The organism is Nocardia sp. NPDC052001 (assembly GCF_040680615.1).
Classification (GTDB): Bacteria; Actinomycetota; Actinomycetes; order Mycobacteriales; family Mycobacteriaceae; genus Nocardia.
The window spans coordinates 1,288,751-1,309,542 of record NZ_JBFAXC010000002.1; the positions used below are offsets into that span (position 1 = coordinate 1,288,751).

Annotated in this window: 18 protein-coding genes and 1 pseudogene; 13 read left to right on the top strand and 6 right to left on the bottom strand. The window is 66.2% G+C overall.

Annotation, left to right across the window (positions count from 1 at the left end; genetic code table 11):
- The first annotated feature begins 2 nt into the window (after positions 1-2).
- The 6 genes and pseudogenes from AB0L82_RS14370 (at position 3) to AB0L82_RS14395 (ending at position 6,228) form a co-directional block, all read left to right on the top strand.
- A complete protein-coding gene (locus AB0L82_RS14370) occupies positions 3-1,256 on the top strand; it encodes a glycosyltransferase (RefSeq protein WP_364635317.1) in 1,254 nt (417 codons plus the stop codon).
- 111 nt (positions 1,257-1,367) lie between these two features.
- Positions 1,368-2,633: a hypothetical protein gene (locus tag AB0L82_RS14375; protein ID WP_364635324.1), complete on the top strand. Its 1,266-nt coding sequence runs from the start codon at positions 1,368-1,370 to the stop codon at positions 2,631-2,633.
- 126 nt (positions 2,634-2,759) lie between these two features.
- On the top strand, positions 2,760-3,419 hold the full coding sequence (locus tag AB0L82_RS14380; RefSeq protein WP_364635327.1) for a hypothetical protein: 660 nt from the start codon (positions 2,760-2,762) through the stop codon (positions 3,417-3,419).
- A gap of 65 nt (positions 3,420-3,484) precedes the next feature.
- Positions 3,485-4,177: pseudogene (locus tag AB0L82_RS14385) on the top strand (haloacid dehalogenase type II); the annotation flags it as partial.
- A 3-nt stretch (positions 4,178-4,180) separates the two neighbouring features.
- Positions 4,181-4,612 carry a VOC family protein gene (locus AB0L82_RS14390; protein WP_364636096.1) on the top strand — a complete coding sequence of 144 codons (432 nt, stop codon included), beginning with the start codon at positions 4,181-4,183 and terminating at the stop codon, positions 4,610-4,612.
- Between the two features lie 98 nt (positions 4,613-4,710).
- Complete coding sequence (locus AB0L82_RS14395) at positions 4,711-6,228, top strand: DUF222 domain-containing protein (protein WP_364635330.1); 1,518 nt, start codon at positions 4,711-4,713, stop codon at positions 6,226-6,228.
- A 383-nt stretch (positions 6,229-6,611) separates the two neighbouring features.
- Here the strand turns inward: AB0L82_RS14395 and AB0L82_RS14400 are convergent, their stop codons facing one another.
- The gene (locus AB0L82_RS14400; protein WP_364635333.1) at positions 6,612-7,115 is read right to left on the bottom strand and encodes a helix-turn-helix domain-containing protein; all 504 of its coding nucleotides are present in this window, start codon (positions 7,113-7,115) and stop codon (positions 6,612-6,614) included.
- Positions 7,116-7,159: 44 nt separating this feature from the next.
- On the opposite strand from AB0L82_RS14400, the gene AB0L82_RS14405 reads away from it, so the two are divergent.
- Both AB0L82_RS14405 and AB0L82_RS14410 read left to right on the top strand, forming a co-directional pair.
- Positions 7,160-7,582, top strand: coding sequence for a nuclear transport factor 2 family protein (locus AB0L82_RS14405; RefSeq protein WP_364635336.1), 423 nt, complete (start codon positions 7,160-7,162; stop codon positions 7,580-7,582).
- A 126-nt stretch (positions 7,583-7,708) separates the two neighbouring features.
- Positions 7,709-8,284 carry a TerD family protein gene (locus AB0L82_RS14410; RefSeq protein WP_364635339.1) on the top strand — a complete coding sequence of 192 codons (576 nt, stop codon included), beginning with the start codon at positions 7,709-7,711 and terminating at the stop codon, positions 8,282-8,284.
- A 34-nt stretch (positions 8,285-8,318) separates the two neighbouring features.
- Here the strand turns inward: AB0L82_RS14410 and AB0L82_RS14415 are convergent, their stop codons facing one another.
- Complete coding sequence (locus AB0L82_RS14415) at positions 8,319-9,341, bottom strand: LLM class flavin-dependent oxidoreductase (protein WP_364635342.1); 1,023 nt, start codon at positions 9,339-9,341, stop codon at positions 8,319-8,321.
- Between the two features lie 202 nt (positions 9,342-9,543).
- Here AB0L82_RS14415 and AB0L82_RS14420 point away from each other — a divergent pair, with 202 nt between their 5' ends.
- Together AB0L82_RS14420 and AB0L82_RS14425 are read left to right on the top strand one after the other, a co-directional pair.
- Positions 9,544-10,863 (top strand): lipase family protein, encoded by a 1,320-nt coding sequence (locus tag AB0L82_RS14420; protein ID WP_364636099.1) that lies wholly within the window; start codon positions 9,544-9,546, stop codon positions 10,861-10,863.
- A 79-nt stretch (positions 10,864-10,942) separates the two neighbouring features.
- On the top strand, positions 10,943-12,097 hold the full coding sequence (locus AB0L82_RS14425; protein ID WP_364635345.1) for a helix-turn-helix domain-containing protein: 1,155 nt from the start codon (positions 10,943-10,945) through the stop codon (positions 12,095-12,097).
- A gap of 9 nt (positions 12,098-12,106) precedes the next feature.
- Here the strand turns inward: AB0L82_RS14425 and AB0L82_RS14430 are convergent, their stop codons facing one another.
- Positions 12,107-13,693 (bottom strand): FAD-dependent oxidoreductase, encoded by a 1,587-nt coding sequence (locus AB0L82_RS14430; protein WP_364635348.1) that lies wholly within the window; start codon positions 13,691-13,693, stop codon positions 12,107-12,109.
- A gap of 82 nt (positions 13,694-13,775) precedes the next feature.
- Between AB0L82_RS14430 and AB0L82_RS14435 the strand changes: the two genes are divergently transcribed.
- Positions 13,776-14,432, top strand: a complete 657-nt coding sequence (locus AB0L82_RS14435) for a TetR/AcrR family transcriptional regulator (protein ID WP_364635350.1) — start codon at positions 13,776-13,778, stop codon at positions 14,430-14,432.
- Here the strand turns inward: AB0L82_RS14435 and AB0L82_RS14440 are convergent.
- The 3 genes from AB0L82_RS14440 to AB0L82_RS14450 are packed head-to-tail and all read right to left on the bottom strand — an operon-like array spanning position 14,407 to position 18,269.
- Positions 14,407-14,826 (bottom strand): hypothetical protein, encoded by a 420-nt coding sequence (locus tag AB0L82_RS14440; protein WP_364635353.1) that lies wholly within the window; start codon positions 14,824-14,826, stop codon positions 14,407-14,409. The two genes, AB0L82_RS14435 and AB0L82_RS14440, sit on opposite strands and share 26 nt — an antisense overlap.
- The gene (locus AB0L82_RS14445) at positions 14,823-16,775 is read right to left on the bottom strand and encodes a primary-amine oxidase (protein WP_364635356.1); all 1,953 of its coding nucleotides are present in this window, start codon (positions 16,773-16,775) and stop codon (positions 14,823-14,825) included. Before AB0L82_RS14445 ends, AB0L82_RS14440 begins: the two co-directional genes overlap by 4 nt.
- Positions 16,776-16,814: 39 nt before the next feature.
- Positions 16,815-18,269 carry an APC family permease gene (locus tag AB0L82_RS14450; RefSeq protein ID WP_364635359.1) on the bottom strand — a complete coding sequence of 485 codons (1,455 nt, stop codon included), beginning with the start codon at positions 18,267-18,269 and terminating at the stop codon, positions 16,815-16,817.
- 195 nt (positions 18,270-18,464) lie between these two features.
- On the opposite strand from AB0L82_RS14450, the gene AB0L82_RS14455 reads away from it, so the two are divergent.
- Both AB0L82_RS14455 and AB0L82_RS14460 read left to right on the top strand, forming a co-directional pair.
- Positions 18,465-19,955 (top strand): APC family permease, encoded by a 1,491-nt coding sequence (locus tag AB0L82_RS14455; protein WP_364635361.1) that lies wholly within the window; start codon positions 18,465-18,467, stop codon positions 19,953-19,955.
- Positions 19,952-20,635, top strand: coding sequence for a helix-turn-helix domain-containing protein (locus tag AB0L82_RS14460; protein WP_364635364.1), 684 nt, complete (start codon positions 19,952-19,954; stop codon positions 20,633-20,635). Before AB0L82_RS14455 ends, AB0L82_RS14460 begins: the two co-directional genes overlap by 4 nt.
- Positions 20,636-20,792 lie beyond the last annotated feature (157 nt).

A 20,792-nucleotide genomic window follows, 5' to 3' on the forward strand; every position in this document is an offset into this window, starting at 1 on the left:
TCATGGCCGACACCATGCATATCGCGATCTTCACCGATTTCCACCCGGCCACCCTGGGCGGGGTGCAGACGGCGATGCGGTCGCTGTGCGACGGGTTGCGGGAGCAGGGCCACCGGGTGACCGTATTCTGCGCTCCCGCACCGGAACCCGCGCCGATCGACACCGCTACCGTGGTGCTGTCCGCGATTTCGGCGAAGATGGCCACCGGCCTGCCCGTGGTGCTGCCCACCCGCGCCAACCGGCGGCTGATCGACGCCGAGTTCGCCGCGCGCGGCCCGGTCGATGTCGTGCACACCCTCACCGCGTACGGCTGCGCCATCGCGGGCATCCGCGCCGCGCGCAGGCATGGCGTGCCCGTGGTGCAGACCATGCAGAGCCGCGATGACACGATGATCGAAAAGTATTCGCCGTCACCGTATTTCGCCGCACTGACGATGCGGCTGCTGCACGGCTGGTTCGTACCGCTGCGCCACCAGCCCGCACATCCGGGCGATACCCGCACCACCCGGCTGGCCTGGCGGCCCATGATCGCCCAGGCACAGGCCGCCGATCGGGTGATCGTGCCGACCGAACATTTCGCCCGCCGGCTGGCCACGCGCGGCGTCGATCGGCCGATTCACGTGGTGTCCAATGGGATCGATGACGCACTACTGGATCGAGTCCGTGCGGAACCCGTCGAGGCCGCTGTCGCCGGAGCGCCTTTGCGCGTCCTGTGGTGCGGCCGATTCTCGCCGGAGAAGCGTCCCCTGGAAGCCATCGAGGTGATCCGCGCGGTCCCCGGCTGCACCCTGGACGTCTACGGCGGCGGGCCACTCGCCGAGCGGGTGCGGCTCGCGGTCGATGCCGCGAACCTGGGTGATCGCGTACACCTGCACGGCGAAGTCGACCAGGCCAGCTGTCTCGCGGCCATGCGCACCCACGATCTGCTGCTGCTGACCTCGGACTGCGACACCCAGGGCATGGTGCTGCTCGAGGCGGTCGCCACGGGCCTGCCGATCGTCTACTGCGATCCCGAGCTCTCCGAGACGATTCCGGCCGGCGGCGGCATCCGCACAACCGACGGCACCGTCGATTCCTTCGCACACGCCGTGCGGGCCGTCGCCGATGACCGCGCCCGGCTCACGCGACTACGCGCCGCGCTCGCACCCCATGCCGATGAGCCACGCCAGTCCCGGCACATCGCCGACATCCTGTCGGTCTATCGCGCCACGCGGGCCGAATCCACCGAAGCGGAACCCTCAGGAAAGCCGTCATGACCGCCAATCTCACTGGCCTACTGCGCCTTCCGGCAACGCTGACCGTATGCTGCGTCTCGGAGCGGTCGAGAGCACCGATGCGCTCGCGGATTTTGTGATAGGGGAACGTCGATGCCACCGGATTACCATCGGCCGGATGACCTGTGGAATCAGGCCACCGAGGTACTGCCGATCGTAGACGGCTACGAGCCGCCCGAGGCCGCGCCGGCGGCGAGCTCGGGTAAGCGATCACCGGCGAGCCGATACACGATCATCGGACTCTCCGCGGTGCTGGCCGCATTGCTGCTCATCACGGCGGGACTGTTCGCCGCCAAGCATTTCCGGCCGAATACCGAGACCGCGACCGCGGCGACGACCCAGCGCACCACGCCCGCGCCGACCACCTCGGCGGCGGGCCCGGCGACACCGCCCGCGGCGGGTGCTCCGCTGGCGTCGGTTGTCGCCTGGGTGCAGGCGGGTAAGACGGTCGACGTCACCAACTATCACACCGCGACCACCAGCGACGGGACCATCAACAATCTGGGCTCGGCCGTGGCGTTCGTGAGCCCGACCAAGAAGATTCAGTGCATGACCCAGAAGCAGGCCACCACGGTCGATCAGGGCGGACTGTCCTGCATGGTGGCGCTGGACAATCCGCCTTCGCGGCCGACATCACGCAACTTCGGCAATTGGGTCGGCGGCTGGGTGGACTATCCGGGCGAACGCGTGGGCGTCGGCGCGGTCAAGGGTGATCCGGGACAGTTCCTGCTCGGCGATGGTCCGGCCCTGGCGTACGGCAGCCGAATCACCTTCGACGACTTCGATTGCCGCATGGATCAGACCGGACTGTTCTGCGTGAACAAATCCGCCGAATCCGCACTCCAGCTCAGCTCCTCGGGTGCGGTGCCGTTCGGCTGCCTCGGCGCGGCCACCGCGCAGAACTACGGCATCGAATACTCCTGCGGCGGTGCGGCTCCGACCACGACGACGACCACCAAGAGCAATGGTCCGGTCGCGCTCGGCGAGAGCTGCGATACGGCCGGGCAGCAGGCCAAGGCCGCCAGCGGCGCGATGCTGACCTGCGATGCCGCCGGTGACAGCGGTCTGCGCTGGCTCAACGAGAACAAGCCGGTCTCCGGATCCTCGTGCTCCGCGGGCGAAGCCGGGACATTCGGCTATACCGCCAACGGCAAGCTGCTGATGTGCTCCAGCGTCACCTCGGGGCGGGTCTACGCCTGGGGCGACCCCGGAACCCTGGTGGGCGGACAGCATCAGTCCGGGGAGAGCTGCGAGGGTTCGCAGGAGGGGAAGGTGGCCAAATCGGCCACCGGAACCGGGCTGTTCTGCATGCCGGTCAGTGGTTCGCCGGGTAAGTGGGCTTGGCGCGCACCGTCATAGCGATGCGACGGCGCACGGGACGGTCCGGCGCGCCACCGCGGGTGCGGCGTCACGGTCCTGCGTCGCGGGGCGCGGCACGATCTCCGGTTCCACCGATCTGTCAGCGCCCACCGCTAATCTGCGGACATGGTCAAACCCGAATCGGCTCTGCGCCGCCTGATGCGTGATACCGGAAAGCTGCTGCAGCCGTATGGATTCGACGGTGCGGAGCCCACGTGGACACGTGTCGTGGATGCGGGCGTGGCGACGGTCGGGCGCACCCGAACCTTCCGGACTTTCACCGGCGGCGATCAAGTCCTCCGATTCGGCCTGACCATGAGCGCCACCCCCGCGCCCTGGTGGGAGTTCTGTAACTGGCGCAATACCCGACTAAGCCGCCCACCCATACCCTTCGAAGCCGCCACCGGACCCGGCCTGATCCCCGACGGCATACCCGCCCACCTCAGCGAGATGTGGTCGATGAACCTGCCCGCCGAGGCGCAGGGGCACATCGACCCGGCCGATATCGACACCATTCGCGCCGAACTCCCCCGCCGGGTGCACGCCTACGCCCGCCGCGCACTGCGCCTGCTCGAACCCGACGCGTACCTCGACGAACTACTGGCCCAACCGGATCCGCAGCTCGGCACCTGGGAAGCCATCGCGGTCCTGCTCGCCGACAACGGCTCCGGCCCGGAGCTCGATAACGCGCTCGAGCGTCTTCGGCTGTGCTGCCACGATCAGGAGGCGTCGGACTACGCGGCCGATGTCATCGCCTACGTCCAATCCCGGGCGGCGCTGGTGTGAGAAGTCCCTCCGATCCGCGATCCGATCGGCGGGGCTGAATACGCTTGCCCCGGAAGGGGATGCATATGAGCGAGGCGACACCGAAGGCGCTGCTGTTCGACGTTCAGGGAACCGTGACGGACTTCTTCACCACGATCCTGAATGAGGTGCGGCAGCTCTCCGCGGCACGAGGGGTGGAGATCGATGGTCCGCGATTCGTAAATGATTGGCGTAAAGCCTATTCCGATCGAATCGCGCGGTCCGATCCGGCGAGCGGATGGCAACCGGTGCACGAGGTTTATCGCACCACTCTGGACGAGCTGCTCATCGCCCATGACGCGACGGTGTTCGACGACGCCGAACGCGAACAACTCACCTCGGCCTGGCAGCGCCTCATCCCCTGGCCGGACACGGTTCCGGGATTAACGGCCCTGCGCGAGCGCTACACCATCGCCGCCCTGTCCAACGCCGATGTCGCCGCGGTCGTACGAATCTCCAAGCGCGCCAACCTCCCCTGGGACGCCATCTTCACCGCCGAAATGTCGGGCGCGTTCAAACCCGCGCCCCGCACGTACCTGATGGCGGCACGCTACCTCGGCCTCGACCCGGCCGACATCATGATGGTGGCCAGCCACAAGTACGACATTCGAGCCGCCGCCGAACTGGGATTCCGCACCGCGTTCATCGCCCGGCCGCTCGAATTCGGACCCGGCGAACGCCCGGACGTCACCTATGAGGACACCTTCGATATCAACGCCGCCAGCCTCCTGGAACTGGCAGCCATCCTCGACCCCCAGCCAGCGCAACCGGCGAATTCCTTCGCGGTCAACCGCTTCGACCACATCGTCATCAACTGCAGCGATCTCGAGGCCACCGCCGCCTGGTACGCGGCAGTCCTCGGTATGACCATCACCAAATTCGGCCCCAGCGGTCGCACCGCCCTCAGCTTCGGCAATCAGAAGATCAACCTGCGCCCCGTCGGCGCGCTCGAGATCGACCCGGCCTGGACGACAGCCACGACCGAAGCCGCTGGGTCCGAAGACCTTTGCTTCATAGCCAGCGGTTCTCCGCAAGCTGTGGCCGCGCACCTCACCGCCTCGGGGGTCGAAATCATCAACGGGCCGGTGATCAAGGAAGGCGCTCTCGGCAAAATGACATCGCACTACTGCTACGACCCCGACGGGAATCTCGTAGAGATCGCCGTATACGAGTAGGGCAGGAATTGAATTTGAAGATCTCGATATTCTGAATAGCTTTGTATCACAATAGAATTAAGCTTCCGAGTAGCACCTTGCGGTAGTAGAATAGAGGCATGAACTCAAGGGAAGAAATCGCAATCGCGGACGGTGCGCACGCACTGTCCGCTGCGATCGATTCCCTTGTTTCTCAGCCGCTTATTCCGGTGTCGGACAATGACATTGTTGAATTGATGCAGCAGATCGAGACCGCTACCCGCAAACTCGACGCGCTCAAACTCGACCTTGTCGTGCAGACCTGCTCCCGGTCACTGCCCAAGCGCGCCGGAGCAGGCTCGGTGGCGCTGTTCCTGCAAGACACCCTGCGGATTTCGCACGGGGACGCGTTGAACCGGTGGCACTGCGCCGAACAGGCCGCGATCTGGCCGCGTGTCGGGGACAACGCCGAAATCTCGGTGCCCGCACCCGTGCTGCCCAATACCGCCCTCGCGCAAGAAGAAGGCGCGATCGGCCTCGACCACGTGCGGGTCATTCGCCAGGTCATGGACCGGTTGCCCAACAAGGTCACCGCCGAGGATCGTGCGCTGGCCGAAGAGCACTTGGCGCGGCACGCGCGCGCGTTGAACCCGAACCAGCTCCCCAAGATCGGCGACCGGATCCTCGGACACTTGGATCCCGATGGCACATTGACCGATGACGCGGACCGTGCACGCATACGCAGCATGCGGTTGAGCCCGCAGGGTTTTGACTTGATGTCCACCATGACCGTGGTGCTCACCCCTGAAGCCCGTGCGGCGGTGGATGCGGTGTTGGCCAAGCTCGCCAAGCCCGGTCTGTGCAACCCCGCCGACCCCGAAAGCCCCTTCGTGGTCGACGAGAACCTCGACCCCGAAGTGGTCAAGGCTGCGGCGAACCGGGATTCACGCACCACAGTGCAGCGTCAGCATGACGCCCTGTTCGCGCTGCTGCACCCGGACTTCAATCCCGCCCACCTCGGCTCGCACCGGGGGCTGCCGGTCACCACGATCGTGACCATGAGCATCCACGATGTCGAACGCGCTGCGGGAGTGGCCACCACCGCTACCGGCGGGACCGTTCCTGTCGCTGTCGCGTTGGAAATGGCAGCCCGCAAGAGCAAGACCTTCTCGGTCATCACCGACGGCGAGGACATGCCCCTGCATATCGGTCGGGCCCGCCTGGCGAACCCGGCCCAGCGGATGGCGCTCATCGCCACCGAACGCGGCTGCACCCGACCCGGCTGCACCGCACCCGCCAGCATGGCCGCCGTGCACCACGTGACCGAGTTCGTCAAAGGCGGCCTCACAGACATCGAAAACCTCACCCTCGCATGCGATCACTGCCACGCCCTGGTCAACGACACCCCCACCGGGTGGACAACCATCAAACTCGGTAAGGGCGAGCGGTTCGCCGGGCGGACCGCGTGGATCGCGCCCGCGCACATCGATCCGACTCGGACCCCGAGGGTGAATCACATGCATCACCCGGACGAGTTGATGGCCACCGCCCCGGCCGCGCCCGCACTGCCTTCCCGCCCTGCTCGGGCGTGCGCTCCGAACCGGATGCGCCAGCGACCCTGGGTATTGCCTCGCCCGGCGTGCCCAGCCAGGCAATAAGTTCCACCCTCCACCTGTCTCCACCGTCAGGAACCCTCCTGCCGGTGCTACAGGCATGTCCGCACCCATTTCAGGCGTGCTCACACCCCACTCCGCGGGCCCCTCGCCTCCGGTTCCAGCCCTTCGTGTCCGGTTCCAGCCCTCCCGCAGTCCGGACAAAGAAGCAGTGCTGGGCACGTCGCCTGCCGTACCCGACTTGCTCTCCCGCAACCCACGCCCACACCTCACGCACCCGACGGGGTGACTGGCTGTGGTCACCTTCCAAAACCCAAGAACCAAGCCGCTCAAGTGTTTTGGTTCTTGTTGTTGGTCTTTGTCTTTTGTTCTTGTTCTTTTCTTGTCCGGGCGTCTTTTATCTTTGGCTCTTTTAGTTTTTTGTCTTTCTAGTCTTTTGTCTTTCCCAGCAGGTGTCCGATCAGTGCGGTGCCAGGCGCAACCCGGCCCCCTGCCCCGGGCACGTAATCGACAGTCTCGGTTGTCAACCGCTCTCCACATTGTTCGCATGCCACAACGGCATTGGTGACGTGGTCGCAGTCCCGATGGCGCACACGCAAAGGCGCACCACCGGAACCGGATTCCCACCGATCACCCCATGCCATCAAAGCCAGTAGCGCCGGAACGAGATCCTGTCCCTTCTCCGTGAGCCGGTACTCGAACCGGTCCGGATTCCGCTCATACAGATGCCGTTCCAGCACTTCGGCATTGACCAACCGCTGTAGGCGATCGCTCAGCACGTTGGTGGCGACTCCCAGATCTCGCTGAAGCTCATCGAACCGATGCAGACCGACAGCGATATCCCGCACCACCAGCAGCGCCCACGGATCACCGACGATCGCGGCCGAGCGCGCGATCGAGCAGGCGATCCGACTGAAGTCCGTCCTAGCCATGACAGTCCCTTGTTATAAGCAAGTCAGCAGGTTAGCTTGAGTATATGTACCACGCTATCGTGCGAACCCTGGTCCGGAGAACATGGCGCCGTGCAGGCGCGGGCGACTTCGACGCGGCAGTGGCGATGGCCGCGCCCGATATTCGATTCCGCTTCCTCGGCGATACCGCGCTCGGCGCGGACCTACGCGGCCGTGACGCCTTCCGGAACTGGTTCGACACCTTCGAACAGCATCTGCCGGGCATCCGCCTCGAACTCGTGGACGTCGTAGCGAACGGCTGGCCTTGGAAAACCACCGTCGCCGCCCAACTGAACGTCACCGGCACGCTCGCCGACGGAACCCCCTACCGCAACACCGCAATCCAATGGCTCACCCTGCGCTGGGGCCGCCTCACCGACGATCTGGTCCTGGAAGACACCCTCGCCCTCGACGCCGCACTGCGCCGCCAGCAAGCACTTCCGGCATGATTCCCTCGGATGGTCCCGGAACCTTCCCGGCAACAACGACGTTGACGGGGTGCGGAGCGGATCTCCGAGGAATAATCCGGTAGGGCCGGTGGCCGGCCACCGTAGAGATCGTTAGGAGAAATCGGTATGGGTGTCAGTCTGACCAAGGGTGGCAATGTTTCGCTTACCAAGGCGGCTCCGAACCTGACGGCCGTCGCCGTCGGTCTGGGCTGGGACCTGCGAACCACCACGGGAACCGATTTCGACCTGGACGCCAGCGCCATCGCCCTGGGCCCGGAGAAAAAGGTTGTCTCCAACGGCCACTTCGTCTTCTTCAACAACCTGAAGTCGCCGGAAGGCACCATCGAGCACACCGGCGACAACAAGACCGGTGAGGGCGAAGGCGACGACGAGGTCATCAACGTCGACCTCGCCAACACCCCGGCCACCATCGACAGCATCGTCTTCCCGGTGTCGATCTACGAAGCCGACACCCGCGCACAGAGTTTCGGCCAGGTCCGCAACGCCTACATCCGCGTCGTCGACCGCTCCAACGGCACCGAGCTCGCCCGCTACGACCTGTCCGAGGACGCCTCCACCGAGACCGCCATGGTCTTCGGCGAGCTGTACCGCAATGGCGCCGAATGGAAGTTCCGCGCCACCGGTCAGGGCTACACCTCCGGTCTGGCCGGCATCGCGCAGGACTTCGGCGTCACCATCTGAGTGCGGTAGCGATAGGCCCGACAGCCCCGAACTGCTAGGCCGGGGCGGGCGCGGAAGCGCCCGCCCACACCGCCGCGGCCAGTCGCCGATGCGACTCGAGCCGTGCGGTGCGGTCGAAAGTACTGGTGTGCACCAGGATTTCGTCCGCTCCGGTATGCGCGATCAGACGATCCAACTCGGGAATCACCACCGATTCCGGACCGTGGATGTGCTCGCGCAGCGAGTCCTCGAAGATGCCGCGCTGGCGATCGGTCATGGGTTCACGCTCGATCCTGTCCGGTGAGATCAACGCCGGAAACTCACCGCGCGTACGGGAGTACGCCGCCGACCATGCCTCGGGCAGCAGCAAACGATGCGCCTCTTCGACGGTGTCCGCGATGACCACCGAGGTGGAGACGATCACGTACGGCGCGCTGCCCCATTCGGTCACCCGAAAAGCCTTGCGATAGTTGTCGATTGCCTCGACCATCGCGTCTTCACCGGCGACGGCGGCGATGACCAGCGGCAGGCCGAACTCCGCCGCCCGCTGTGCACCCGATCCGGTCGCCAGCAGATACGCCGGCACCCGCAAGCCTTCGGCGGGCCAGGCGTGCACGCCGTTTCGCCCACGCGCCAAATATTCAAGCACCTCGGTCAATTGCGCGTCGAAGTCCTCGGCGTCATCCTTACCGTGCCCGAGCGCCCGCCGCACACCGTCGGTGAAACCCACGGATCGTCCGAGTCCCATATCGATTCGGCCCGGGAACAATGCCTCCAGCGTTCCGAATTGCTCGGCGACGATCAGCGGCTGATGATTGGGCAGCATGACGCCACCCGTTCCCACTCGAATGCGATCGGTGACCGCGGCGATCGCGGCCGCCAGCACGGTGGGCGCGGAACCAGCGACACCGGGCACGCTGTGATGCTCGGACACCCAGAATCGGTGATAGCCCCACTCCTCGGCGAGCCTGCCGAATTCGACGGTCTCGCGCAACGCCTCGGGATGCGATTGCCCGTCCCGGACGCGCGAACGGTCCAAGATCGAGAAGCGGGTGGTCTGTGCGGAGCTCATAGCCATGGCAACGCATTCGGCCCGGGTTGATTCCGGCCCGGTAATGCGGCTCACTCGTGCACATGCACAAATTCGGCGATGCATGATCGGCATGACGCCGATTGCGCGCGGGGTGGCGGTGGTGTGAGCTGGATCGCATGCACCGGAGTGTCTGAGCCGGTGGTGTGGAAACAATGGAGTTTTGGAGGCTCGGGTGAACAGGGCTCGAATGCGGCGGCTGCTGGTGTTGGCTACGTCGGCTTGTCTGGTGACGGCGGGTGCGGGCGCGGCGGGCGCCGAACCGGATTTCCCGCCGACGTTCCCGCCGAATCAGAATCAACTGCCGCAATTGCCCACGGAGCCACAGATTTATGATCTGTTGCCGATTCCGTCCCCGGATCAGGACCCCTGGTACAACGACCCGGAAAACATCGCCGACTATCAGCCCGGCGAGATCGTGCGCTCGCGCGAAGTGCAGACCCGCCTGCTCGGCCTGCCGGTCCCGGTGTATACCAAACAGCTGCTGTTCCGCTCGGAGGATGTGCACGGCAATCCGATCGTCACCGCGTCCACGGTTATCGTCCCGGGCATTCCCTGGCAGGGCAGCGCGCGACCGGTGGTGTCCTTCCAGGAGGCCATCGACTCCACCGATTCGGCGTGCAACCCCTCGCACACCCTGCAGACCGGCACCATGAAGGAATCCACCCTCGTGATGTATTGGCTGGCACAGGGATTCGCGATCAATGTGCCGGACTTCGACGGCAAGTTCAATACGTTCAACACCTACGCCGAGGGCAAGATGGTGCTGGACAGCTTGCGCGCCATGAAGAATGACACCTCGCTGGGTCTCACCGATTCCGGGATCGCACTGTACGGATACTCCGGCGGCGGTTCGGGTTCCATTCGCGCGGCCGAATTGCGGGCCAGCTACGCGCCGGATGTGCGGCTGCTCGGCACTTCGATCGGCGGCACCCCCGGCAACCTGGTGGCCGAGGCGGACTACGCCACCCGCAATCAGCCCGGTCTGACCGGCACCAGCAATTTCACCATGTGGCTCGGGTTCGCCTCGCTGTCGCGGGAGTACCCGGATGTGTTCAAGCCCGAGGAATTCCTGACGCCCGAAGGGCAGGGGCTGCTCGCCGATATGCAGCATCGCTGCTATGCGACAATCGCGTTGCAGGGCGTGTATCGCCCGATCAGCGACTATTTCCAGCCGGGTAAATCGCTCAATACCTCGCCGGAGGTCTTGCAGGTGCTCAGCGATAACAGCCTCGGCAAGCATATTCCGGACACCCCGATTCTGTGGTGGCACGGTGTCTGGGATGAGCTGATTCCGCCGTCGGTGGTCATCCCGACCGTGCAGTCCTACTGGGATCAGGGCGCGGACGTGCGGTTCTACACCGTTCCGGTGCCCGAGCACATCACCAACGCGGTCACCGGCTGGCTGCCCGCGGTGGCCTGGACCAGTGCCGTGCTGCGCGGATTGTCGCCGGGGCCGAAGTTCATGGCCGCGTTCCAGCCGCTCCCGGCCGGTTTCCCGGGCAGCTGAGGTAGCCGGGCTATCTGTAACGTCCTGTATCGCATACAGTGTCCGAGACACTGTATGCGCTCGGGCACAAGGAGGTGGCATGGGCGACACATTGGAGCTGCTGCGGGAGCGCGCTACCGCGCTGGCGACCGCGGTCAGCGGTGCTACGCAGCCGTATGACGAACTTCCGCATTCCTTTCGAGACGCGGATTTCGTCCCCGGCGCCACCCTCAACCTCGAACTGTTCTTCCGCTATCTGATCGAGGACATCGAGCCCTCGGTCGCCGATACCCAGCCGCTCATCGATCGGGCGCTCACGCTGGTGCACGACGGCATGTCCCTCGATGAGGTGCTGGCCAATTACCGGGTGGGCGCGGCCTTCTTCTGGGCGCAACTGATGCCGTTGCTCGATGTGCGGGAGTACGGCGTCGTCCCGCAGGTCGGGCTGCGCCTGACCGAATATCTGGGCCTGATCATGGGCCGCATCGCGGGCGCACTGGTCGAGGACGCACGCCAGCCGCGCTGGGATCTGCTCGAACGCCAGCGCGAGATCGCGGACGCACTGCTGACCGGGCGCGAACCCGCGGGATGGGCCGTCGATCCCGAATCACCGCCCGCCCCGGCATTTCTCGTGGCCGTGATCCGCCTCGGCGAACCCGCACCCGGCACGCTCACCCGGCTGCGCAGTCGCCTGGCGACATTGCCGGGCACCCTGCTGCATCGGGACAGCGGCGGCTGGACGGCGCTGGTGCCCATGCGCGAGAGCGCCGGTGATCCGGTGGGCGGGCTCATTCATACGCTCGCACTGCGTGATTCCGATCCGCACCCGCAGTTCTGGATCGGTGTCGCCCCGGCCTCAACGCATACCGCCATTCCGGCGGCCTATGCCGAGGCCACCGCGGTCGCCGAGGTCGCATGCAGTCTGCAATTGCCCGAGGTGGTGTGCCGTCGCGAGCATATGATGTTCGAATACGCCATCGCCACAACGGGTTCCACTAGGCACGCGCTTGCGGCGCTGCTCGATCCGCTCGATGATCAGCCCATGCTGGGGCAAACCCTCGACGCCTTCATCGACAATCAGTTCAATCACAATGCGGTGGCTCGCGCGCTGTTCATCCACCGCAATACCGTCACCTATCGGCTGAGCCGGATCGCCGATCTCACCGGTTACGATCCGCTGCATCCCACCGGGATCTCGACCCTGATGGCGGCGCGAACAGCCCGGCGGCTGGAGTCGAAGTCGTTCCGGCTCTGAGAGAGTCGACTAGCGCTCGGCGAATTGACGTACCGCGCGCGAGATTTCGGCTAGCGCATCACGAAGGGCGCGGTCCGGATCGCCGGGCGCGGTAACCGCGCGCCAGCCGATGTAACCGTCGGGACGAATCAGCGACGCGCCCTGTGCCGAGATGCCGTATGCGGTCTGGAATGCCTCGGGCACAACCGGTTCCACATCCTCGCCGATATGTACGAAGGTGACCTCGATACCGAGTTCGGTGACCATTCCGGCTGCGGCCGACGCCCACCGCCCATCCACGCTCAGCAGCACCCAGCCCCGCTGGAACAGTTCGAGAATGGAGAACTCCGAGCCGTTGGCGCGCACCGGGATATGCGGGGCGCGCGTCCCCGGCTGTCCGGCCCACTGCTCGGGCCGCTGGGCGCGCGGCAATTCCGGACCCGCGCCGAGTATCGCGGCCGAGCGGTACAGCTGCCCCAGCTCCATCGCGTCATCGTCGATGATCTCCGCCGTCGCGGCTCCGGTCTCCAAGTGCGCCTTGTAATCCGCGCGCGCGAAGATCTGCTCGTGCCGCAGCCAGGCGATGGGGCGGCGCTCGGCGTCGTAGGTGTCCAGGAGCTCGGACCCCGACTCCCCCGTCAGTACCGCCGCGAGCTTCCACGCGAGATTGTGCACGTCCTCGATACCGGTGTTCGCGCCGTAACCCCCACGGTTGGGCGGCAATTGGTGCGCGGCGTCTCCGGCCAGGAAGACCCGGCCGTACGCGAATCGATCGGCGATGAGCGCGGCCAGTTCCCAGCGACCGGTGGTGATCAGCTCGATATCGATATCCGCACGCCCGATGGCCTTGCGAAGTAGCGCACGCTGGGCGTTCTCGTCCCGTTCGAGGTCGTCGGCGATCATGAAGACCCAGCGGCCGTCGTTGTAGGTGGTCAGGAAGCCGGTGAGATCGGGCTGCTCGATCTCGAATTGGTTCACTCCGTGCACCAGGTACTCGTCCAGCGGTGCGCGGAACAGGATGCTGCGCTGTTCGGAGAGCAGGCCGCGACCGGTGCGATCGATGCCGAGGGCCTTGCGAACCGGGCTGCGCACGCCGTCGGCGGCCACCACATACTGTGCGCGGAGCCGATATTCGTGCCCATCGGCGCGTCGGCGCAGCGTTGCCGTCACCCCGGAATCGTCCTGCGCGAACTCGACGAGTTCGGTGCTCATGCGGATATCCGCGCCGAGTTCGATCGCCCTGTCCCGCAGGATCGGCTCGAGCGCGTCCTGCGCCAGCGCGGTGGCCCGCATGGGCGAGTACTCGATCTCCGGGCGCGAGGCGGCCCCCGCGGGCGACCACGGGTACTCCTCGAACCATTCCCCGGCCAGGCTCGCCACGCGCGCCCGGCGTGGTTTGCCGCCGTGCACCGGCGGCAGTTCCACGCCCGCCGCATGGAACAGCTCCATCGTGCGGGTCGTGTATCCGATGGCTCGGGGATGCGCTGAGCTGCCCGGATGCTTCTCGACCAGCACGGTCGGCACACCCCGGCGGCGTAGGAAAACGGCGGCGGACAGCCCGACCAGGCCGCCACCCACGATCAGTACGGGCGTTGTCTCCAGCTTCTCTTCTGTCATGCCTCCAGAAAAACACAACTCAGTTAAAACGGCAACTGAGTTAATTAATTATGTGAGTTAACAGACCTGATATGATGGGCCGATGACCACGCCGACCATGGGACGCCGCGAGCGCAAGAACGCCCAGACCCGTCAAGCGCTGGCCGATGCGGCACTGCGACTGTTCCTCGAACGCGGGTACGACGCGGTGAGCGTGAAGGAGATCGCCGATGCGGTGGACATCTCGGTGCCGACGGTGTTCAAGCACGTCCCCGATGGCAAGGAGGCGCTCATGTTCGACGACGGCGTCGAACGCCGCGAGCGCCTGCTGGCGGCGGTGCATGACCGTCCCGCCGGTCAGTCGGTGATGGCGGCGCTGCGCGAGTTCATCTCCAGCCGTGGACCTTTCGCCGCCGATCAGTCCCCGGAGTTCCGGCGGCGCACCGAGCTGATCATGAACACCCCCGCGCTGCGCGACTACTCCCGCAAGCTCTGGATTCGCTGTGAAGAGCCCCTGGCCGAGGCCATCGCCGCCGAAATCGGCCGTCCCGCAGGCGATATCACCGCGCGCGCCACCGCGCGCTATGTGCTGGAGATCCCGCAGTTCGTCGGCGGCGAACCCGATGCGGTCACTGCCATGCACGCGGTGTTCGATCTGCTGGAGTTCGGCCTGCCGACGGCCACCGGGGCGCGACCCACCGGTGGCGTCGAACTCGGCGATCTGCTGCCGGACGCTATCGACTCCGCACCCGGGGCATAACCACTGTCCGAGTGATCAGAACCGCCGCCGCCACAGCGATTTCCAGGACAGCGGTCCCGGTCGCCGCACGCAGCATGGGCATTTCCGTGTGATGCATCGCCGTACCCATCGGCACCGTGTGCAGGGCGATCATGCCCGCGCTCATGGCCGCCGTGAGCGCCCATGCCCGCGTAGTCGGCCGGGTCCACAGATGCCAGGCACACACCAGGCACGCCAGGATCATCAGATTCAGCACTACGACGCCGGGAGCGGCTACCGAGCCGTGACCGGAGGAACCGGCGGCGTGCACTACCGCCGATCCCACCGCCAGGACCGCGCCGCAGCGGCCCGCGATCCGAGCGCGATCACCCGTGGAAGGCGAGTGCCGCTGCGGCACATGCTGATCGACGGTCACCGCGACTCCGGATGGCAGCAGTGCGATTGCGTCGACGCGGGCACACCCAGCACCGGATTGCGGTCGAAGAATCCGTACGGCTTCAGCGTGAAACCCACGTAGTCGACCGGCATCACGGGCCAGTCCTCCAGCCTCGGGAAATGGGTGAGGCCGAAGGTGTGCCACAGTACGATGTCCTCGCCGTCGATACCACGATCCGCCACCATATAGGCGGGCAGGCCGTCTCCACCAGCGTTCTGATTCACCAGATCGCCTGCGGGATAGCGTTCTTCGGGTGAGTACCGGGATACCCACAGCTGGTGGGTGGTGAAGGCGGCGCGGGCGGCGATGGAGGACGACGGGTCGGCCAGCAGGGTTGGTGTCTGCTGCGGATGCAGCACATAGCCGGTCGGCTTGCCCATGCGATTGGTCCGCTCGGTGCTGACCACATGCCATACGCGCCCGCTCGCGGCATCGGCATCACGTACGCCCTCCGACTCACTCGCCAGTCGAGTCGTCTTGGCGGTGAAGGCATTTCCGTACGGATTGTCCGGCCCGACGGGCACCCGGCTCACCTCCACCTCGTCCACCGCGTTGGCGGTGCCGTCGACCGTCATATCCAGCCGCACGCTGAACAGATGCTGGTGGTACGGCAGGCCCAGCCCGGGTGCGACCTCGCTCTGATACGGCGAACCTTCGGGCGGGTAGGCGGCGCTGAACGCGATACCGGTGAGCTTGGCTTCGCATTCGATGGTGCCGTCCAGGTAGAGGTACCAGTAGAACCCGTAGTCGTAATTGCCGACGGTGGTGAAGAAGCTGATCACCAGCCGCCGCTGCCGCCGCACCTCGCTGACCCCGGTGAACAGGTCGGTGTGCTTCCAGAGCGTGCCGTAATCCTCCTCGTGCAGGCAGATGGCGTTCTCGATAGTGCGGGGCATACCGAGTTCATCGGCGAGCGTGGCGTCGAAGTAGTGGATCTCGCCTAGGCAGTCACAGCCCAGGCGCAGCGAATTGGTGAATCGGCCGAACAGGTATTCGCCGGTGTCGAAGTAGTTCTGCCAGAACCGGTTCGGTGACGGATCGGCGTAGGGCACCACCATTTCGGCGATGGAGGCGCGGTAGAGCACCGGGCGGTCGCGGTCACCGTCGCGGAAGCTCAACTGCCGCAGGATGAGTCCCTCCCGGGCGTCGAATCCGATGCGCAGCCGCCAGTTCGCCCATTCGATGCTGTCACCGTCGACGGTGAAACTCGGACCTTGCGGCTGGGTGATCTCGATGGGCTCGAGGCCCTCGTAGCCCGGCAGCGCCAATTCGGGATCCTGGAAATTGCCGTGCTCCTCGGGCACCGGCAGGATGCGGTCGTCGATCAGGTCGACGAGTTCGCGGGTGATGATGTCGACGTAGGCGCACAGCCCGTCCACCGGATGCGCCCACGGGTGATCCTCGGGATGGTCCTGCCGGAAGGCGAAGACGCGAATAATGCGGCGGCCCTGCTCATTCGGGACGTCGTAGTGCCCGGCCGACAGCGGTACGCACACCGTCATGGCCGGATCGACGCCACGGGCACGCAGTGCCGCGCACCAGCGGTCGTTCCCGGCGAGCACCACACCGACCTGGGCGAATTCCTCCTCCAGAATCGGCACCTGTCCGCGCGAGCCGTCTATCGCTGTGTCGGAATGGATTTCGCCACGGGTGAGCGATACCAGCACATCCCGGGACGCGCCGGTCGCGATATCCAGCAGCAGCGCCCGGGCCAGCCGTTCGGGTGCGGGCGCGGTACCGAGTTGATGGGCCACTACCTCGGCCTTGTCCGGCTCGTTCAGTCCAACGTAGACGAAACGTCCGGTGGGACCGACCTTGCCCGCGGCGGTGAGGATTTCCCGCACGGCCCCGATCTCGTCGGCGGACAGGCTTTCCAGCACTCGTAGCCCGGAATCGGTTGTGGTCACGAGTGATTCGACAGTGGACATGGTTCAACTCCTGATGAGAAGGGATGAGAACGAGCCGGGTCACGCGGCGATGGCATCGGTCATGCCGTCGTACACACCGCGATTGCCGCGCCGCAGCGCGTACGCCTGTGCGATGCCCGCCAGCGGGCAGGCGAAGGTGATCAGCAGCAGTACCGTCGACAGGGTGGCCGATCCGCCGATCAGCGTGCGGAAATTGAGCACGATGAGCCCGGCCGCCACAGCCAGGCCGACCACACCCAGGGCGGGCGCAATTCGCGTGTGCCACCACCGAGTATCCGCGCGAGTGCGTGCGAAATACACCAGTACCGCAGCACAGGTGAGCGCCATCAACAGTGCCACCCCGAGGCTCGCCACACCCGAGAACCAGGTGAAGACCTCGAGTTCGGGATCGAGCCCGCACAGCGCGAACACCGCGATCAGCGTCGCCGCCGTCACCGTCTGCACCGCCGAGGACAGGTACGGCGAGGAGTGCCGCCCGTGTACCCGGGCCAGCGCGCCCGGCAGCACATTCGTCGCGCCCATCGAATGCTGATAGCGCGCGATCACATTGTGGAAGGAGAGCACGCAGGCGAACAGGCTGGTGAGCAAGAGGACATTGATAGCGACCGCGCCGACGGTCCCCAGGTACTCCTGCGCCGTGCGCACGATCAACCCGCCCGGATCCTGCGCCGCCTCATCGAGTACCCGATCCGGTCCCCAGGCCATGACCAGCGCCCAGGTGCCGAAGGTGTAGAACAGTCCGATCGAGATGACCGCGCCATAGGTGGCACGCGGAATGGTGCGGGCCGGATCACGCGCCTCATCCCGGAAGATGGCGGTCGCCTCGAATCCGATGAATCCGGCGAGGGCCATCATGAGTCCCAGTCCAGGCGAGCCGGACAACGCCAGATGCGGGGTGAACGGCTGCGCCGACAAGCCCTCGGCTCCCCCGCGCGCCACGACCACCAGACCGAGCAGCAGTACGATGCCCACCTCCGCGATCAGCAGGGGCCCCAGCACTTTCGAGCTGAATTCGATATGGCGGTAGCCGAGCGTTCCGACCACGGCCACCACGGTGAGCGCGTAGGCGTACCACGGCAGGTCCGGTCCCCCGATATGGAGCACGGACCTGCGCAGTGCCGCGCCCAGGAACCCGTACACCGCGACCTGCACCGTCGTATACGTCAGCAGCGCAAGGTAGGCCGCGCCCAATCCGAGCGGCCGCCCCAGGCCGTAGCCGATATAGGTGAAGAACGCCCCCGCCTTGGGCACATGCCTGCTCATGGCGCTGAGGCCGACCGAGAACAGCAGCAGCACAACGGCGGACACGACGAACATGGCCGGAAAGCCCGCGCCATTGCCGATGAGCATGGCGATCGGCGCACTGCCGCCGATCACGGTGAGCGGGGCCGCCGCGGCCACCACCATGAAGATGATGGCGCCGGGCCCGAGTGAGCCGCGTAACCCGCCGGGTGACACGGGGGCCCCTCGGCCGGAAGTGGATATGGATGTCATGGGTGCACCTCGCAGAGCGAAAACCGGGAACTCCCAACACTGTTGGCGCATCCCTTTGCCGGACCATGACCCACCGGTAACGGTCACGGCAGCCGCTTTTGAGACCCTCCGCCCGAAGGCTGTCTCGTTCGGCAACACCGAGCGCTGACATCACGGCAATATGCGCGACATATTGCCTTCGTACGTTCCGGGCGTATGAGCTCACGCGGCAGCGCACTCGATCAGGCCATCGCCGATCCCCCGCCGGTCTCCGGTGTGCGCGATACCTCGCCCATGTCCGGATTGCACCGGCGCAGCCTGGGGTTTCCGGATCTACTGGCGCAATCGGTTTCGGCGGTCGCGCCGTGCGCGGCGGCGGCCACCGTGCCCGCCATGCTGGTGACCGCCAGCGGTGACGGGGCGCTGTGGGCGGCGGTGCTCGGTATCGGTATGGCGCTGCCGGTGGCGGCGGCGATCAATCAGTTCACCAAGCGCATGACCACGGCAGGCTCGCTGTACACGTTCACCGCCAAGGGGCTCGGCCCGACGGCGGCGTTCCTGTGCGGGGTCGGCATGATTCTCGGCTACGCGTTCATCGCCATGTACTCACTGGCGAATATCGGTTTGCAGGTATCGAATCTGCTGGGCGCGCAGGGCGTGCTGATCCCGATCCTGTGCGTGCTGTGCTGCGGCGTGATGTGCGCGACGGTGATGCTGCGCGGGGTGCGGGTCTCGGCCCGCCTGAGTCTGCTGGTGGAATCGGTCGCGGTGGCGGTGCTGGCCGGATTGGTGATCGTGCTGTTCCTGGGCCAGGGACATCGGCCGATCGCCCGGGAGCTGATAGCGCCACCGCATCTCTCGTTCGCCGGGCTGGTCACCGGTGCGGTCATCGCCATTACCGCGTTCGTCGGATTCGAGAGCGCGGCTTCGCTGTCGGTGGAGGCGCGCCGCCCGTTCGCCGCGGTGCCGCGGGTGCTGATCTGGTCGCCGATCGCTGCCGGGGTGCTGGTGGTGGCGGCTACCTCGGTGCAGACCACCGGATTTCGCGCGGCGGGGGTGGCGCTGGATCAGGATTCCGCACCCGTGCACCAGCTTTCGTCGTTCTACGGGGTCGGGTGGATCTCGCCGATTCTCGATTGCGGTGTGGCCGCATCGTTTTTCGCGTGTGCGCTGGCCTCGGCGACGGCACTGGTCCGGGTGCTGCTGAGTATGGGCATCGACGGGGTGCTGCCGCATTCGGTGAGCCGCACCCATCCGGTGCATCGCACCCCGCATATCGCGATCGGAGTGTCGATGCCGGTGGTGACCGTGGTGCCCGCGCTGCTGCTCGCCGCCGGAATCACGAACCGGCAGGCGGTGGGGATTCTGCTGGTGGTGTCTGCGGGCGGATATGTGCTGGCCTACACGCTGGTGTGCGCGGCGGTGCCGTTCTTCCTGCGGCGCATCGGTGAGTTCATGGTGGGTCCGGTGCTGGTGGCGACCGTGGCCGCGCTGGCGCTGGCCGGCTGCCTGGTGGTCTTCTTGGGTACCGAATGGCGGGGTCCGCGCGCGGCCGGGGTGGTGCTGTTCCTGCTCGGAGTCGCGGTGGGGCTCATGGTGTTCCGCCGTGCGCGGCGACGCGGCGCACTCCTGGTGGGCACCCATGACATTCCGATCGGCGCGGATGTGCTTGGCGGTTCCGCACGCGAGGAGCGAGACGCGGCGTGAGCGCTTCGGACGGTATCGGCGGCCGCCAGCCCAAGGCGGTCCTGAGCGCCCTGGTGGTGCTCGAGGAGGTCGCCGCCTGCGGTCCGGGTGTGACCGCGCGCGAGATCAGCCGCAATCTGGGTATGCCGCGCGCCACCGCGTACCGGCTGCTGAATCTGCTGGTGCAGCAGGAGTATCTGGTGCGCACACCGGATCTGAGCGGATTCGCGCTCGGCAGCAAGGTGACCGAACTGGCCGGAATGGCGACGCCCGCACCGCTTCCCGGTGCGGCGCTGGAGGCGCTCGCGCGATTGCGCGATCACACCCGCGGCGGTGTGCACCTGGCCGGATATCACCGCACCGGTACCGAGCGGCCCCGGGTCCGCATTCTCGACGCCGATCCGGAGTATCCGATCGAGCATGAACACGTGATCACCGGCGATCTCACCGCATCGGCCATCGGACGGCTCGCGCTGGCCGAGAACGACGCCCTGGCCCGGGCTCGCGGGTACGCCTTGCAGGTGAATGAATTGCGTTCCGGGGCAGGATGTCTGACGCTGCCGATTCGCAATCGGCGCGGAGTGCTGGTCGCCGGGCTCACGCTCTCGACCAGTTCGGCGCGGCTCCGGGATGTGGATGAGGCGGTCGGGCTGCTCAGTCCCGGCCGGATTCTGCTCGAAGCCGCCTTCGGCGACCACTGATCGCGGCACTCGATCCGAGTCCGTTGCTAACACCCGGGGGCCGAATCGAGAAGTCATTGTGGGGGAACCGAAGAGGATTTCGGGCAGATCCGTCCCACCATCGGCCGTTGCACCAAGGGTAGGAAGGTCTCGAAATGGCGGGAATTTCCCTCTCGGA